General features: G+C 47.2%; 13 protein-coding genes. 8 read left to right on the top strand and 5 right to left on the bottom strand.

The features are described from left to right. The first annotated feature begins 68 nt into the window (after positions 1-68). Positions 69-1,226 carry a hypothetical protein gene (locus KH703_RS04290; RefSeq protein ID WP_304294445.1) on the top strand — a complete coding sequence of 386 codons (1,158 nt, stop codon included), beginning with the start codon at positions 69-71 and terminating at the stop codon, positions 1,224-1,226. Between the two features lie 576 nt (positions 1,227-1,802). Here KH703_RS04290 and KH703_RS04285 read toward each other — a convergent pair. The 4 genes from KH703_RS04285 to KH703_RS04270 form a co-directional block, all read right to left on the bottom strand. After that, entirely contained in the window at positions 1,803-2,183 is a 381-nt protein-coding gene (locus KH703_RS04285) for a CrcB family protein (protein WP_304294444.1), read from the bottom strand. A 384-nt stretch (positions 2,184-2,567) separates the two neighbouring features. Continuing rightward, entirely contained in the window at positions 2,568-3,299 is a 732-nt protein-coding gene (locus KH703_RS04280; RefSeq protein WP_304294442.1) for a sulfite exporter TauE/SafE family protein, read from the bottom strand. Positions 3,300-3,993: 694 nt separating this feature from the next. Then, the gene (locus KH703_RS04275) at positions 3,994-4,197 is read right to left on the bottom strand and encodes a hypothetical protein (protein WP_304294440.1); all 204 of its coding nucleotides are present in this window, start codon (positions 4,195-4,197) and stop codon (positions 3,994-3,996) included. Positions 4,198-4,254: 57 nt separating this feature from the next. Further along, the gene (locus KH703_RS04270) at positions 4,255-4,986 is read right to left on the bottom strand and encodes a YaaA family protein (RefSeq protein ID WP_304294438.1); all 732 of its coding nucleotides are present in this window, start codon (positions 4,984-4,986) and stop codon (positions 4,255-4,257) included. Between the two features lie 126 nt (positions 4,987-5,112). On the opposite strand from KH703_RS04270, the gene KH703_RS04265 reads away from it, so the two are divergent. From KH703_RS04265 to KH703_RS04240, 6 genes are all read left to right on the top strand, one after another. After that, positions 5,113-6,795 (top strand): anthranilate synthase component I family protein, encoded by a 1,683-nt coding sequence (locus KH703_RS04265; RefSeq protein WP_304294437.1) that lies wholly within the window; start codon positions 5,113-5,115, stop codon positions 6,793-6,795. A gap of 284 nt (positions 6,796-7,079) precedes the next feature. After that, positions 7,080-8,693, top strand: coding sequence for an anthranilate phosphoribosyltransferase (gene trpD, locus KH703_RS04260; RefSeq protein WP_304294435.1), 1,614 nt, complete (start codon positions 7,080-7,082; stop codon positions 8,691-8,693). Next, on the top strand, positions 8,694-9,815 hold the full coding sequence (locus KH703_RS04255) for a DNA adenine methylase (RefSeq protein WP_304294433.1): 1,122 nt from the start codon (positions 8,694-8,696) through the stop codon (positions 9,813-9,815). It begins immediately after the preceding gene. Beyond that, a complete protein-coding gene (locus KH703_RS04250) occupies positions 9,799-11,607 on the top strand; it encodes a hypothetical protein (RefSeq protein ID WP_304294431.1) in 1,809 nt (602 codons plus the stop codon). The genes KH703_RS04255 and KH703_RS04250 overlap by 17 nt, the downstream gene beginning before the upstream one ends. A 62-nt stretch (positions 11,608-11,669) precedes the next feature. Then, positions 11,670-12,578: a hypothetical protein gene (locus KH703_RS04245; RefSeq protein ID WP_304294429.1), complete on the top strand. Its 909-nt coding sequence runs from the start codon at positions 11,670-11,672 to the stop codon at positions 12,576-12,578. A 16-nt stretch (positions 12,579-12,594) separates the two neighbouring features. Further along, entirely contained in the window at positions 12,595-13,476 is an 882-nt protein-coding gene (locus KH703_RS04240) for a hypothetical protein (RefSeq protein ID WP_304294426.1), read from the top strand. 284 nt (positions 13,477-13,760) lie between these two features. Here KH703_RS04240 and yedE read toward each other — a convergent pair whose 3' ends face one another. Then, a complete protein-coding gene (yedE, locus tag KH703_RS04235) occupies positions 13,761-14,822 on the bottom strand; it encodes a YedE family putative selenium transporter (RefSeq protein WP_304294424.1) in 1,062 nt (353 codons plus the stop codon). 478 nt (positions 14,823-15,300) lie between these two features. Here yedE and KH703_RS04230 point away from each other — a divergent pair, with 478 nt between their 5' ends. Beyond that, complete coding sequence (locus KH703_RS04230; RefSeq protein WP_304294422.1) at positions 15,301-17,391, top strand: TonB-dependent receptor domain-containing protein; 2,091 nt, start codon at positions 15,301-15,303, stop codon at positions 17,389-17,391. Positions 17,392-17,529 lie beyond the last annotated feature (138 nt).

Raw genomic sequence — 17,529 nt, 5'->3', positions numbered from 1 at the left:
TGCGCGGAGGATTTCAAATTTAAAGCGAAATTTTATGCTTTTTAAGTGCAACGAGGTAAAATTTAGATATGAAAACTTTTATAAAAATTTTAAAAATTACCGCCTTGGTCGTGAGCGTTGCATGCGTGCTTTTTGTGCTGTATATATTTGTGATTTTAAATTTGCTTTTTTCATCCGATACGCCCGAGGGTTGCGATCCTAGTATGCCCACTAGCGCTTGCGATTATATCGATGAAAAATTTGAAAAAGAGCTACAAAATTTGCCTCCAGTCGCCGCTTCGCCGAACTTAGAAAAAAGACCCGTATTTTGGCTAGGTGAGAAAAAATTCGCAGGAGGCGCGAAGTTTGATTATCTATACATTAAGGACGATTTTGGAGTCTGGCTTAGGTATAAAGACAGCGATAGCGACGACTTTTTGCTACAAAAAGATATGCCAGAGCGCTACTATGGATACGACGAGATCGATCGTTCGCCGGACGAAAGGTGGGTAAGTAGAGAGCTTGGATATTATAGCTACGGCATCTACGATATTTCGCTTTTTGAAAACGAAGCCAAGATATTTTCTCAAACGGCGTATAAGGTCGTGAGAAAATTTATCGGCTTCTTTAATCTACACTCTATGGAGGGTACCTCTTTTGCGGCTCCACAAGGCACCGAGGAAAATTTAAACGCTATAAGCGAGCTTCAAACTCCGCTTGCGGATTTTCCGCAAAAGCAGAACTACTCCGCGCTCGGTTGGGCTGATCAGTCCGAAGCTGAAGGTTATGTCGGAGATGAAATAGCCAAAAAGCTCGCTCGCAATATCTTTGAGATCAAAGGCGAGGGGTGGCGACAAACCATACGTATAAACAGCAGCGCCAAAGATATAAAGGTAATCTGCGGAGATGAAATTTGCCTCGCGCTTGCCTTTGGCGAGAGCCAAATCAATAGCTGCGATAACGGCGCTGCATCCACGGCAATTTATACGCTAAATTTAAAGCAAAAATTTAATAATTTTCATACGCTTACTAGCGAAAATTTTAACTACGTCAAGCTACGCGATAAGTATACTTTAGACGATGTGGAATCCTTTAAAATAGTTTTATCGAGATTCAGATATATCAAGGGGTATAACAAAGATCGCGAAATCACGGACTACGAGGTTATCTTGCGAAATAGCGAGGGCGAGCAGGTTAATGAAATCTGCAGAAACGAAATTAAGAGGGCTCGCAGCCGCTTGCGATAAATCTAAGATAGCGCTACAGGATTTGACACATAAGGTCGTGATTTCGGCGCGCTTTAATTTAGCTTTTAAAATTTACGCGAGAATTTTAAAATTCTAAGCTTCAAGCTTTAAAATTTGCCCGCGGAGCTTTTAAAATTTATCGCTCGGCTTAGGTTTATTTTATCCGCGCCAAGACAGCGAAATTTTTAGGGCGTCGCGATAACTAAGCGCAAGATAGCGAAATTTCACAAAGCTGCGGCGAACAAGATGCGCAGAGAATGCACGCAAATTTCAAATTTATCTGGATTTTACCAGCCTGCCCGACGCCGAGCACAATTATTTAGCCACAATTCCTCTTGCTCGCTTTACTTTTTCGCTCGTCTTACGATTTGCTCGTCTTGATAGCTATTGAACTTTGCCGAAGCTACTGCGCGCCCTTTCGCAAAACTGCACTGCATGTCGGATTGTGCCCATCGCTCGCAAATTTTGCAGCACATGCGCGTGATAAAATTCCGTAGCGCAGGTATTTTAAATAAATTTTGATTTAAAAACGCAAGCTTAGAGGCGATTTAAATTTAAAGCTCACGTGCTCCACGGCTAGCCTGCAAGCGCTCTGCCCGCGAGCAGCCCAGCGTAGCAAAACAGCATACAAACGCATACGCTTAAGACCGCGTTTAGCACACCGATAGCAAATTCTCGCGCCAGCAACAATTGCAGCGTATCGTAGCTGAACGTAGAAAATGTCGTAAAGCCGCCCAGCGCGCCTGCGACAAAAAATACCCGCAGGCTCTGCGTTAAATTTAGCGCGAGTAAAAACCCTATCAGCAAGCTTCCCAGTGCATTTACGCAAAAAGTAGCGATCGGAAACGCGCTCCAAAACCCGGCGTGGTCCATTGCGCGCGCGATCGCTCCGCTTAAGCCTACTCGCGCCATCGCGCCTGCACAGCCGCCTAGACCTGCTAAAATCAAGTTTGTCAATCCAAGTCCTTTTAAATTTTGTAAATTTTATTTCGCTATCTAGCCTCCATAGGACGAAAGATGTGCGACTTCGCTATTTTAACGCGATTATTTAAAATTCCGCTTTTAAAATTTGCTCGCTCTTTTTGAAATTTCGTTTTAAAATTTTACTCGCGCGACGAAACGCGACGTTTTACGCGCCGCTGCAAGACGGCAATCAAACGCGCGCAATGTAAGAGGACGGCAAAGCAAAAACTACGAGACGCAAAAGGGCGGCATAGTAAAACAGCGCACATAGAATCGCTCTGACGCGCCCGTAGCAGGCGCCTAAATCACGCTTGTAGCGGAACGATCGCAAAGCAAAACAATAGCGCGGCAATCGCTGCAGCGCTACTACAGCGGGCGCTACTGCAGCACTTTTTTTAGTGCCAGCACAAATAGCACGACGTAGAGGACGAGCAGCCATTTTTTCTGCGTTTCGCGCCTTGCGCGGTGAGCTTGAGAGGTGCCGAAATACACGCCCAAAAGCCCACCCACGGCTAGCAGCGCGCCGCGTTCGTAATCCACATGGCCGTTGTACGAAAGGCTCAAAAGCGCGCTAAATGAGCCGAAAACGATGAAAAATAGCCCCATGCAGACCGCTCTTTTGATATCGACGCCCAAAAATCCGACCAAAATCGGCGTCAAAAATACCGCGCCGCCCACGCCCATGCTAAGCGCAATCGCGCCGATAGCAAAGCCGATAAAAAACAGCACCGCGCCGTGGGGATTGGCGTTGCCGCCGCTTGTTACGTTCGTGCTAAAGAGTTTGAGAAATGAGATCGCAAGCGTCAGCAGAAGGCCGATCTCAAGCACGATTTCAGGCGAGTATTTTACGATGAAGCCCGATAGGCTGGCGCCGCACAGCCCTCCGAGCCCCACCGCGATGCCGCTATCTAGGCGGAGTCTGCCCGCGCGGTAGTTCAGATATGAGCCGAAAAGCGAGACGATGAACATCTGCATCACCGAGATGCCCGCGGCGGTCTTGACATCATATCCCAGAGCCATCATCACGGGCATTACGACCGTGCCGCCGCCGATACCGAAAAAGCCCGATATGAAGCCCACGACGGCGCCGACAAAGGGGAGTTCTAGCATTTATAATCCTTGAAATTTGAGATGAAGTTTATAGCTTTAAAATTTAAAGCTTGCTAAATTTGCGGAATTTTGGATTTGGAAGCGGGGGATTTTGATCGCGGGATTTCGGTTTGAAATTTTATGTGTGGGATTTGTGAAATTTGGAAATTTACGGGATTTTAAAGCGTGAAATTTCAGAGCGTAGAATTTTAATTGCAGATTTCGGCTAGAAACTTTATGCGCTGGAGTTGCTGAAGTTTGCAGCGACGGCGTATTTTGCTGCGTTTGCGGATTTTTGGAATTTCAAAGCGTGAAATTTTGGCTCAAAATTTTATCGCAATGAAATATAAGTCATAATTTCGGCTTAAAATTTTATACGGGGCTGGCTCGATCTGCATTTGTTTGTGTTGCGGCTTCGAAGTATAAATTTTAGATCATAATTCTGCGCTTATACTGCGGCGGTTTAGCGTAAATTTGGATTAAAATTTCACGTTTAGATCGCGACGCAGTATTTTTGTCGCGATTAAATTTTCGATAGGATTCTATCGCGGCAAAATTTCATACGGCAAAACCCCGCACAGCAAAATTTTAGACAAAATTCTGCGGCGAAATTTCCGCGCTCCGTATCCTAAAAATCGCCGCGAAATCGGTGCAAAGTCACGGCAAGATCGCCGCAAAATTTTATACGGAGCGAGCAGACGCAAAGAGCGCGAATTTATTGCAAAAATTTATGACGAAATTTCGCCGCCAAAAGCCCGTCCCCCGTCCAAAGCCCGCTAAAAAAGAGGTAAAAGACCAAAAAAGCCGCCGCAAATTCCTCCCGCCAAAATTCCTCCCGCAAATTTCTCGGGGTAAAACCGCTTTGGATATGGGGCGGGATTTGAACTCGCAGCAAATTTTCCGGGCTAAATTTACGCAAAAATCCGCATTAAATCTGCAAAATTTATCGTAAATTTCTCCGAGCGGTTTTCGCGCCTTATGAAATTTCCAGCACGATCTCCTTTTTTATCCCGATCTGTTTGATCTCGAGCACGGAAGCGCCGCCCAAACGCAGCGCAAGCACCTCCGCCTCGCTGCAAGCGCCTGCCAGAGCTATTTCGCGCAGCACCTTGCCGCGCCAAGCCTTGGCGTAGTGGCTTAGCACCTTGCCGCCTTTTATGAAACTAAAACTCAAATATTGGCGCTTCATCTCATAAAATTTTTCGTAAAATCCCGCGCGCAGATCCACGACGCACTCATCTGCCAGATAGCGATCCAGCGCGGCGGAGAAGCTATTGCGATAAAATTTCGCCGCGTCTATACCGCCGAATTTTTCGCCCTGCTTGAGCTTGTAGTTCGGTAGCGCGTCGCCGCCCAGCACGGGGCCGAAAAGGTTTGAGAAAATTATCGTGTTTCGCTCCGCAAACTCCCGCGCCGCAGCGCTTAGCGACGCGTAGCCCAGCGCGCGATACGCAGTACCCGTATAACGCAAAAGTGCCTTGACGCAGCCTTTTTCAAAGATATTTTCGCGCAGGGATGCATCCCATTTTTTCAGTCCGAAAAGCTTGCAAAGCTCCGCCTCGCTCGCTCCCTCCGTAAAATCCGCGTAGGCGTGCAGCATCTGCAGGCGCTTTTCGTAAAGATCTGCAAAGATGAAATTTTGCTCGCAAATGCGCGGACCGCCGCTTTGCTCGCTTTTCATCTCGCTTGGGGAAAATAAAATTTTCATACGCTCTCCTTAAATTTCGCCCATTTTACTAAAATTTTGCTTGCATTCAAGCCTGATCTAGCTCGCGCCGCCCGCTAAATTTAAGCTAAGCAGCGTATAATGGCGCTAAAAATTCCAAGGACGAAAATGCTTTTAGAAGAGCCGCTTTTTTACTACCGCGAAATTTTAAAGACGCATCCGCAAAGCTACCTCGCAGAGGACGACGCTCAGGTCATCATCGGCATCGATTGCGATTATTTCGATGGATTTAAGATGAGCTTTGAGGCGCTAAAGCTTAAATTTGATGAGGTAAAAAGCGCGAAAGCGGGCGCGAGTGAGTTTAAAAACGCGAGCTTTGCCGGGCTTTTCGGCGTTTTGGGCTACGACATCGTGCGCGCGTTCGAAAATATCGGCGCGCCGAAGCAGGCGCTGTATGACTTCCCGTCGTTTTTTTACGCCGACGCCGCAAATTACCTGCACTACGATAAAATCAGCAAAATTTACGATTTTTACGGCAAAGACGCCCAAATTTATGAAAGCCTGCGCGAGCTTAGTTCTCAAGCCTCGCAGCAAGGCTTCGCCGAAGCGGCAGGCGCGCCGCAGAGCGCAGCAAGAACGGATGCCGCGATAAAAAACGAGGCAAAATCGCAAAACGCGGCGAAGCCCGCGCCGCAGAAAAAAGAGCTTAAATTTAAAATTTTAACCAATCTTGGCGCCGAGGAGTCGCATTTTAGCGCGATGGTCGAAGCCGCAAAAGAAAAGATAAAAAGCGGCGACGTTTTTCAGGTCGTGCTGGGCGAAATTTTAAAAATCGGCACGAATCTCGGCAGCTTGGAGTTTTACGAGCGACTCAAAAAGAACAATCCAAGCCCCTATATGTTTCACTTCCCGACGCCGTACGGCTGCGTCGCGGGCTCCAGCCCCGAGCTGATTATGGAGATCAAAAAGGACGAAATTTTTGTAGCTCCCATCGCGGGCACCCGCAGCAGAGGTGCGAATGCTGAAGCCGACGCGGCGCTTGAGCGCGAGCTTTTAAGCGACGAAAAGGAGCTTGCGGAGCATCGGATGCTGATCGATCTAGCGCGTAACGACATCGGCAAATTCGCCGCGCCAGCCTCAGTGCGGGTGCAAAACGCAATGCGCATCGTGCGCTACGAAAGCGTGATGCACATCGTAAGCGAGGTCTACGGCAGCAAGTCGCGCGGGGTAAGCGCATTTGAGGTGCTTAGCACGATCTTTCCTGCCGGCACGCTAAGCGGCAGCCCGAAGATCCGCGCGATGCAGATCATAAACGAGCTGGAGCGCTACGAGCGCGGTATATACGGCGGCGGAATCGGATTTTGGCACTTTAGCGGCGACGTGATGCAGGCGATCTTGATTCGCTCGGCGATCTTTGTAAATCGCGACGGGCAAGATTCCTGCTCGGACGAGGATTTCAAACGAAATTCCAACTTAAATTTAGACGCTGCTTTCGGCGGGATAAATTCCAAAGCGACGGAGCTTCGCGGTGCTGCGGCGCAAAAGGACAGCGGCGAGGCGCAAAATTTAGCTCGTGCGAGCGAGTGCGACGCGAGATTAAATTTAAAAACTCGCGCAGACCGCGGGACGCTAAATTTAGAAAGCGGGCCGAGCTTTAGCCGCGCGATGCGGTTTGAGGCTGCTAAATTTAATGCGGAAAATTTCGGCTGTGAAGGGCTAAGCAATCTCGTATTTATCGGCACGGGCGCAGGCATCGTTTACGACAGCTCGCCAAAGAGCGAATACGCGGAGATCTGCAAAAAGCGCAAAAGCCCGCTTAAAGCGATCGAGGAGCTATGCGAGGAAGTTTAGACGCTTTAAATTTAAGCAGCCAGACGCGCCGCTTGCTTCGGTACGCTGTTCGCTTCGGCTAAATTTAAAAGCGTGATCGCTACGAGAGCGTTAAAATTAACGGCTAGCTTCATTCGGCGCCGCAAAACGCGCAACGTCGCGACGCGGCAATGTCGCAGACGGAATTTTAAATTTAGCCCGCTAGCGGCGTTAAAGCGGCATCGGATTTGCTCGCCGCAAAGCGGCTAAATTTAAACTATTTAGAATTTTAAAGAGGCACAAATGCCCTAAAAAAGGATTAAATTTTGATTTTAATGATAGATAATTACGACAGCTTCGTTTTTAATATTTATCAATACATTTTGGAGCTCACGGGTGAGGAGGTGCGCTACTTCCGCAACGACGAGATAACGCTGCAGCGGGTGCGCGAGCTTGCCCCGTCGCACATAATCCTAAGCCCCGGGCCAAATCACCCAAAAGATAGCGGCGTTTGCTTAGAGATTTTGCGCGCGGATTTGGACGTGCCGATTTTGGGCGTGTGTTTGGGGCATCAGGCGATCGGATATGCGGCGGGCGCGGAGATAAAGCAGCTGGAGGTGCCGCTGCACGGCAAGAGCTCGGCGATCGAAATTTTCAATGACGGTGTGCTTTTCAGCGGGCTACCGCGTAAATTTGAAGTTATGCGCTACCATTCGCTTTATGTGGACGAAGCCACGCTGCCGCGCGAGTTTGAAATTTTAGCAAAGAGCGAAAACGACGGCATTATAATGGCGATGAAGCACCGAAGTAAGCCGGTTTTCGGCATTCAATTTCATCCCGAGAGCTTTTTTACTCAATACGGTAAAAAGATCATCGAAAATTTCATCAATTACGGCAAAAAGATAATTTTAAAGGAGAAACTCGTGGTAAATTTCGCCCCATTTATGCTGAAGCTACAAAAGGGCTTCCCGCTAGATAGCGACGATTACGCCGTCATTTGCAAGGCGCTTTACGAGCAGGATTACGACATCGTGCAGCTTGCGGGGCTGCTCGTGCTGATCAGCGAAAAATCGCTCTATCCAAGCAGCCTTACGGCGCTCGTGCGCAGTATCTTAAAATACTCGATCACCTACGACGATCCGAGTCCGATGTTTGACATCGTGGGCACGGGCGGCGATAGGCTAAAGACGATCAATATCTCTACGACCGTGGCCTTTATCGCGGCAAGCTTCGGCGTACGCGTCGCCAAGCACGGCAACCGCGCGATTACTAGCAGATCGGGAAGCTCCGATGCTCTGGATGCTTTGGGCGTGCCGCTACTTAGCGATCTTGCGCAGATTAGGGCGCTGCTAGATCGCACGGGGCTAGCGTTTTTTCACGCGCCGTTTTTTCACAAGATCACCGCCGAGGTCAAAGAGGTGCGAAACCGCCTAAAAATCGGAACCGTCTTTAATATAATGGGGCCGCTTTTAAATCCAAATTTAAGCCTAAGCAATCAGATCGTAGGCAATTATCTGGAGGAAGTAAACGGGCTCATCGCCGAAACGCTGATGATTTTAGGGCGTAAGCACGCTCTGGTAGTACACGGCATGGACGGCATGGATGAGATCAGCCTGTGCGACGAGACGCTAATCCACGAGGTCAAGGACGGTAAAATTTTAGAATACCGCGTAAGTCCCGAGCAGTTCGGCTTCACTCGAGCATTTCACAGCGATATCGAAGGCGGCGACGGCGAGGCTAATGCCGAGATTTTAAAGCAAATTTTAAAAGGCGAGCTTAGCGGGCCGAAATTTGATATCGTCGTGCTAAATGCGATGTTTGCGCTGTACTGCGCGGATGTCGTATCAAGCCCTGCGGAGGCTAAGCCGCTCATTTTAGAGGCGATCAGATCGGGCAAAACGTGGAAATTTTACGAAAACTACATAGGGGCGAGAGCTTAGATGGCTAGCGGCGAAAAGAGGGAGTTTTTAAGCGAGCAGCTCATCAGCTATCTGGGCAACAAGCGCTCGCTGCTAGCGCCGATAGAGCGGGCGATCCGCGAGATTAAGACGGAGCTTGGGCAGGGCAAGATCAGCTTCGCAGACGTCTTTAGCGGCAGCGGCATCGTCGCGCGACTGGCTAAAGCGCACTCAAACCTCGTGATCGCAAACGATCTGGAGGGCTACTCGCGCGCGATAAACTCCTGCTATCTTTCAAATTTCAGCGACGAGCTGTGGCGGGATTTGACCGAGCTACACGTTGAAATTTTAAGAAATTTTACGCCGAAGGAGAGCTTTTTTAGCGAGCTGTACGCGCCGAAGGACGATGAGAATATCAAGGCGGGCGAGCGCGCTTTTTACACGCGCCGAAACGCCCTGATTTTGGGCGGGCTTTGCGAGCAGATAAGCAAAATCCCGCAAGAATTTCGCGATTTTTTCACCGCGCCGCTACTTAGCGAAGCGAGCATACACTCAAACACGGGCGGCGTTTTTAAGGGCTTTTACAAGGACAAAGCGGGCGTGGGCAAGTTCGGCGGCAGCGGCGAAAACGCGCTAGCTCGCATAATGGGCGAAATTTCTCTGCGCCTGCCCGTGCTTTCAAATTTCGCCTGTGAAAGCGCGGTCTTTCAAGAAGACGCCGCACGCTTTGCACAGAGTGCACGCGAGCGCTTTTCGCAGCTTGACGTCGCGTATTTCGACCCCCCTTACAATCAGCACCCATACGGCTCGAACTATTTTATGCTAAATTTGATCACGGATTTTATAAACGAGGGCAAGAGCCCAAATGCTACGGGGCTTAGCAGGGTCTCTGGAATCCCCGCAGGCTGGAACCGCTCAGCTTACAACAAAAAATCAAGTGCTGCGGAGGAATTTTTTGCGCTACTGGCGGAATTTCCGGCGAAATTTTTAATAATCTCTTTTAATTCCGAGGGCTTCATCTCGAAGGCGGAATTTTTAAAAAACCTCGCACACATCGGCTCCGTGCGCACGATAGAGATCCGCTATCCGACCTACCGCGCGAGCAGAAATTTAAGCGCGCGCGAGCTTTACGTGACGGAATTTTTATATGTCGTACAGAAGTAAGATCAAAATTTGTGGTATCAAAACGCCTGCGGAAGCTCGTGCGGTGCTGGCGTGCAGTTCGGCTTTATGCGCAAATTTAGAGTGCGCGGACGACGCCAAAAATTTACCGCAATCGGGCGGCGAGAGCTCAATGAAAACTCCAAATTTTTGCGGCGAAAATTCTGGACGGAATTTTAATTCGGATGCTGAGAATTTTACGCGAAATTTCAATTCTGACGGCCAAAATTTCGCACAAAATTTTAATCAGGGCAGCAAGAATTTTACCTACCGCGCACAAAATCATGCAAATTTTACGTGCGAGCAAAATTTTGATTGCGATAAAAATTTTGGCAGCGATTCGCGAAATCTGGGCGACGGCTCGGGCGCGCGCGTGGAATTTTTAGGCGTGATATTCGTATCAAGCTCCAAGCGCCGCGTCAGCGTAGAAACAACGCGCGAGATCGCACGTATCGCGCACCAAAACGGCGCAAAGTGCGTCGGAGTTTTTGCTTTGAGCTCTGAAAAACACAGCGTCGCCGCGTGCGAATGTAAAAATTTTAGCGGCAAAACTCGCGGCGATGAAATTTGCAAAGATAAAATTTACGCGAGCAAGAGCGGCGGCGTAGAATTTTACGAAGCCGCGGAATTCTGCGAAAAGCAGCGCGAGGATTTGAGCGTAAATTTAAACGCAAACCCTGCCGCGCCTGCTTCGATAAAGGATCTAAATTCTAAAATTTTAGACGCGGAAACTCTAAACGAGGAGCAAATTTTAAAAATTTGCGGCCTTTGCAAGCTGGACTGCGCTCAGATTTACGGACGCATAAGCGAGGATTTCAAAGCGCGGCTTAACGCGGCGGGCATAGAGGCGTGGCAGGTGCTAAGCATTGGCGCCGAAATGCCGCCTCTTGAGGGTTTGAGCTGCGATCGGATCTTATTCGACGCCAAAGGAGCTAGCCTGGGCGGCAACGGCGTGAGCTTCGACTGGGATCTGTTGCGATGTGTAGGGCTTGGCTACGAAGGACAATACGGCGCGGCGAGCAGTGAAAAATACTGCGCGGGCAGCGTAACTCAAAGTATAGACGACACAAAATACGACTCGGCTAGCGGGCGATGCGATACGCAAAATGACGCAGCAAGTGACGAAAAATGCTATGTAGCAGGCACGGCTCAAGGCTCAGACGGCGCAAGGAGCCATCTTAAACATAGCGCGATCTGTAGCGGATATAGCGAGGGGAATTTAAAGCGCAACAAAAACAACGGCTACAACAATTCCTGCGCGGAGCATAACGAAAACGGAAATTTGAAGCTCCAGATGGTAAGCAACATGTGCTGTGCCTCTAATAGTAAGAAAGCGAGCGAGCGCGCACATGATATTGTTCGATCGAGCAATACGAAACAAGAAACGAACGCCGATCGTCGCGCCGCAAAGAATGACGATGAGTGCAAATTTAGTGCGTGTGCGTGTGCTGCCGCTCGGCTGAGTGGTGTAAGACCCGCAAGCGAAGGCGCCAATGATCGAGGCGCAAGCGACTATGAGACGAGCGCGCCAAATATTTCAAATAACGGCGGCGAAGTGGACAAGCTGAGTGCCACAAAAGATGATAGTGCGGATAAACATGGTGCTGCTGCTAAAAGCAGTACGATCTCTTCTTTCATCCTCGCAGGCGGTATCGGCGTGCAAAATATCCGTGAGGCGCTCGCGCTATGTCCTTATGCTATCGATCTAAACAGTCGCGTGGAGGATGCGCGAGGCATTAAAGATCCGCAAAAGATAAGCGAAATTTTGCAAATTTTAAAAAATGCGCAAGGCTGATCTCCGTGTGCAAACTCGCGCGAGAATTATATCTAAATCAAGCGTGTATAAGGAGGAGCCAAATGCATAACAACGAAATTGCTAGGTTTGGCATAAGCAAAACGCGGTATGATAAAAATATAAAGGATTTTTTACAAAATAAAAATTGCAATAAGCGAAATTTGGCGGGTGGTGGGCTAAAATTTACGAGCGATGGCGGGCAAAATTCTATAAATGCCAGCGAACGAAATTTTACGAATGTCGTTGAACAAAAATCGCAAAGGGGTCTCTCTTGCGCCACTAATACGCCTCTGCAAAATTTTAAAACTCAGGTAAGAGATTACGACAAAGAGCCGATAATCATACAAGACCATGCTATAATTTTAAATGCTATCATCGGCGCGATTTATATCATTACTACGATATTGATGGCGATCTGCGGTAAATTTTCCGCCCAGCAAATTTTATTTCTAGTTTTGCTGGATTGCTATTTTCCGCTCAGAGCATTAAATAAATTTTCAAATTTCGGCAAGTGCTATATATGCTTTAAAAACGACGATATAACCCTATACTCTAAAAAGACGGAAGTCGTTTTATATGAGACCAAAATTTCAGATATAGCTTGTATCAAACGAACCATGGGACCGTCATATCCAGAAATATCAAAAAAGACAAAATGCCTTATGCTGCTATTTGCTTTTATATATTTGCTTTTAGTTTTTTTCGTAGCGGTAGTGATAGACGGAAGGGAGGAAAATTTTTGGATAATTTTTGCGGTAATTATATCTATTAGCTTCTTTCCTTTATTGCTATATAGGCTTTTTAACGGGCTAGGCTTTGATATTATAAATGACAGCATATTGATATATGACAAAAGTTCTTTTATAGAGGTTTCGTTTCTAAGTAGCAAAGAATACAAAGAGCTAAAAGCCTATTTTCTACTCAAAACAGGGAAAAATTTAGATAAAATCCCGCCACAAATTTTTGTGTAGGCTATAAAGAATAAAGATGAATAAAAAACAGAGACTCGAAGAGCTAAAGAAAATCCTAAATGAACGGCATAAAAATTTAGAGCAAGGATCACAGGAAAATTCTGACGTCGAAAATTTTGACAGTAAGAATTCTAAATTTGAAAAACTCACGGATGACTCTACGATAAATACAAACGAAAAACCTAATAAATTTGAACAAAATCCGAGTTGCGCTCGTGATTACAATAAAGAGCCTTTAGCGCTCAAAGATAGGACGAATTTTTATATAGTTCTTGCTACGGTATGCACGCTTGCAATTATGATTTTTATGTATTCATACGAACCCAATCAAACTAGATATAATCAGCTTTTTATAGTATTTCCATTTTTCGGATTGCCTATAATAATGGAATATTTTACAAATTTTTACAATAAGAAACTTGTAAAATTTTATAATGATCGAGTTACTTATTATACAAATAAAATGCCCGAAAAAACTATATTCTTAGATGATCTTAAGGATGTAAAAAGAGCCTATTTTGCAAGAGATAATGAGTGGCTTAGGAGGCAAGGCGCTTTTTATAGATTTCTCTTTAAATTTGAACCATACACTACGATAATCGCTTTTTTATTAATCTGTATATTAGTATTGGCTATCGACGTAAGAAAATATATAGAAACAGGTAGTTTCAGAGTATTTTTCATATCTATACTTGCATTTTTGTTTTTATTCATCTCAAAATTTATATATTTTTTGGTTTTTAAATTTCAACTTAGATTTATATTCTACGATAATATAATAATCCGAGGCAAGGATAAAGATATCGCCTTTACGATAGAAACTATGGACGACTACGTTAGGATAAAAGACATTAATTTGGATAAGACCCAGCGTCACGTGTGGCTAGATTTTAATTAGTAATTAAAGAGCTTTAGATGAAAGAAGCCTTTAAATTTTAAAATTTAAAGGCGCGACTCTTAAAAATTGATCGTAATCTTTCTTGCGCGGAATATATTTTTATCATTTGCTTTATCGCGTTATGAATACGGCTACAAATTCTTAAATTCCACTTCTAACTGCTTGCGCCAATCTTGTAGCGAGCGCTCCGCTCCGGCAGCAGATTTCTTTATAAGTACGCTGCCGGAGCTTGATCAGATACGCTGCCTCTATATTCGATTGATCTCTGAAACTAAGTATCAGCCTTAGCCGACGCGTCTTTGAAAAATCCCTACGTAAAGCGCGAAAACAAAACCGATCGCGACCGCGTAAGGAGCGAACTCGGTGATGCCTTTAGCCGAGCTTGCGAGCAAGAAATTGTGCGCGATCGCGGCACCCGCCGCCATGCCGATAACGAAAACGCCCGAGCTTAAATTTCCCGTGCCGGCCTGCACTAGATGCTTGCCCGGGCATCCCTCGCTGAGGCTGAAACAAAGGCCTGCGAGCACCATGCCCAAGAAATTCCAAACGAAATCGTTGTGTGCGATAGGCTGGCCATCAAAGCCGAGTTTGTATTGCCCAAACGCGATATTTGCGATGCTCGCAAACACAATGACGCTTAGCACGCCCCAAAACATCGAGAAATCGCCGCGGAAAATTTTACCGAACGCGCCGACGCTGCAAAATTTGCTTCTGTGCATCACCGCGCCCACGATAATGCCCGCAGCCAGCGAGATGCCTACCGCGGCGTGTTGTGCGCCGGGGCCTTTAGCGGAGATAAAAAGCGCGCCGCCCTCGCCCGTTTTGAGTCCGAGAATCAAGGCCGCAAGCAGCGCAGCGCCCAGTAGCACGGGCAAAATTCCGATCGCGCCGCTAAGCCTTGCCTCTTTGCTCGCCTCATAGCCGCGCTTTTTCAGCAAAAACCCAATGAGTACGCCGCAGATCAGACCCGCCAACCCGGCTAGCGCGGTCAAATCGCCGCCGCCTAGGCGCAAAAACGCGCGCCACGGACATCCCAAAAACACAAGGCAGCCGATCATCGCGAAAATCCCTAGGAAAAATTTCGCAAACGGCGAGCTGCCCGTAACCGGCACAAACTCGCGCGTCCAAAGCACGCTTGCCAAAAAGCCGCCGAATACGAGCCCTATGATCTCCGGGCGGATGTATTGCACCGCGCTAGCTCGGTGAAAGCCCAGCGCGCCCGTGGTATCGCGCAAAAAGCAAGCGACGCAAACGCCCATATTGCCCGGGTTCCCGAAATGCACTAGCGTCGCACCCAGCACGCCTAGCACGGCGCCTGCGACGATGTACCATTTAACGTTATTCATGAAAAAATCCTGAAATAATCTAGATCGACCGATCTCTTAGGCGCGATTTTATCCTTTGTAAAATAAAAAGCAAATAAATTCCGATCTAAATTTACGAAAAGCGAAAGATTTAAATCGCTCGGACGATTGCCAAATTTAGACGCAAGTAAATCGCGGATGTTTAAATTTAGACTCTTTGTTGAGATAAAAACGCCAAATTTATCTGCCAGATTTCGGCACAGACGGATCGAAACAAAAAGCTAAAGCGTAGAGGTAGCGCGAACGTGATGTAGGCGGGTACAAGCGGAGCGGAGGGGGCAGAAACGGCGCGGGCAAGGTGCGGACAAGACAAAGTCAAAACGCGTAAGCGGCTCAGACGGAGTACAAGGCTTGCTGCCAATAAAAACAAATTTCAAATGTTTTTGAAATTAAATTTCAACCTTATTTAAGTATGTAGATATATAATAATGTATTTCAATTTTATTTTAAAGGTCGAGGCATGAAAAAGCAAATTTTATTGGTGCCGCTTGCGATAGGCGCGATAGGCGGAGCGAATGCGGCCGAAAACAACGCCACGAAGTCGCAAGATCTAGGCCAAATCGTCGTGCAAGCGACGGTAAGCGCGGTCGATAACCTAAAATACGCGGGCTCGGCCGGAATTTTAACCCCCAAGGATATGAAAGCCAAAACCAACGTGATCGATTCGATTATGCAGATACCGGGCGTTGACGGCAGCATGGATATGGGGCGTCAGATCGGCAGGCAGTTTCAGATCCGCGGATTCGGATATCAAAGCGACGAGCGCGTCATCATCAAGCAAGACGGCGTGCGCAGGAGCGCGGGGATGTACTCGAATATGATCTCATCCTTTCGCACCGATAGCGACATCCTAAAGCGCGTCGAGGTCATAAAGGGCGCCTCGTCCGTGCTTCACGGCTCGGGCGCAATCGGCGGTATCGTAAATATGCAAACCAAAAGCGCGAGCGATTATCTAAGCGAGGGTAAAAGCGTAGGTTTGATGCTAGGACAGAGGCTCGAATCAAACAATATGCATAGCACGCGCGGCGCAATCTACGGCAAGGGAGAGGAAATTCCGATCGACGTTTTACTCTACGGTAAGCGCGCAAGCTACGGCAACGTTAAGTTCGCAGACGGCGGCACGCACTACGCCCCGGACTACGACAAGAGCTTTAATAACGAGCATATCGATACCGGATTTTTTAAGATCGGCACAAATTTAGACGATCACCGCATAAGCTTCAGCGCCTTTGATTACGACGAAAATTTACACACGATGTGGCAGACACTATGGCAAAATGATGCAGATCTCTTCGTAAATGGAAATTTAAGCCAGAGAGATTACGTTTTTGATTGGAGCTTTACGCCGCAAAGCCCGCTAGTTGATATGTCTTTTAAGGCCTATAAAAGCAGAGCTGAGTATAAACGCGGCTATATCGACGGCGCAGATACCGGCAGTTACACGAACAAAGACGATCGTAAGGGGCTAGAGATCAAAAATATCTCGGAATTTGATACGGGCTTTTTAAATCATAGCTTCGCTTTCGGCGGCGATTACGAAAATAGGCAGGAGGATGCGATCTTTATCCAAAATGGAGCGCTAAGAGATTTCGCCTCCTTTCCGAACGAATACAATAGCTACGGGCTTTTTGCACAGGATCTGATCCGCTTGCACGATGATTTAGAGCTTACCTTGGGCGGTAGATACGATAGATTCGATCGCAACATCAAAGGCAAACCCGCGAAATTTAAAGATTCCAGATTTTCTCCGCGCGCGGCGATTGCCTACACTCTATTTGATAAATTTACGCTTTTAGCGGGATACAGCGAGAGTTTCCGCGCGCCTACGCCGCACGAGACATCGCAAGCAGGGCCTATCAACCGAATGTATTATTACATCCCAAATCCCGATCTAAAGCCCGAGACCGTCAAAGAGTATGAGGTCGGATTTAGCTTTAAACAGGATGAAATTTTTACGGACGATCACTTCAATATGAAATTTATCTACTTTAACGGCAATATCAAAGATATGATTGACGTTAAGCCGCTACCGCATCTTGGCGTGCCGCCGGGCGGCTTTTCGCAACAATACGGGCAGTATCAAAATATCGATCAAGCCAAAAGGCATGGTTTTGAGCTAAGCTCAAACTACCAAACGCAGGACTTTGATTTCGGCGCGAGCTTCGAGCGACTTAGAATTTACAATAAAAAGACGCACGAAAACATCAATAACCACGCCAAAAAGTTAAGCGCGAACATAGATTATTCGCCGCTGCAAGATTTGAGTCTAGGATTTCAGGTGAGCCATTATTTCAAACCTCACTCCAAACCCGCTTCATATTTTGCACGCGGGAGGGAGTATTTTTATGTAGATAAGTCCTTTACAATTGCTAATTTTAGAGGAAGCTACAAGATCAAAAACGGCGTTATTCCAGTCCTTGACGGCGCGGACGTAAGCTTTGGCGTAAATAATATTTTTGATCGCCACTACATCAACGCAAACCGCACGCGCGAAACTGTAGCAGTAGGCGCTGGACGAAATTTCTACGTCGATTTGGAAGTAAGATTTTAGATTAAGCTTATACGGGCGAGGCGCGGGTTAAATTTTAAAGCTTACCCGAGCTTGCGTTCTCTTTCTTTTTAAATTTAAGCCTCATCGCGACCTTTTGGCGATGAGGCTTGAATGTAGCATAAATTTCTAGCGTTATAA

Origin of the sequence: Campylobacter gracilis, from assembly GCF_018374135.1 — a bacterium.
GTDB classification, from domain to species: domain Bacteria; phylum Campylobacterota; class Campylobacteria; order Campylobacterales; family Campylobacteraceae; genus Campylobacter_B; species Campylobacter_B gracilis_A.
Note: the sequence above shows the minus strand (reverse complement) of the source record. Positions and strands in the feature narration are given on the sequence as shown.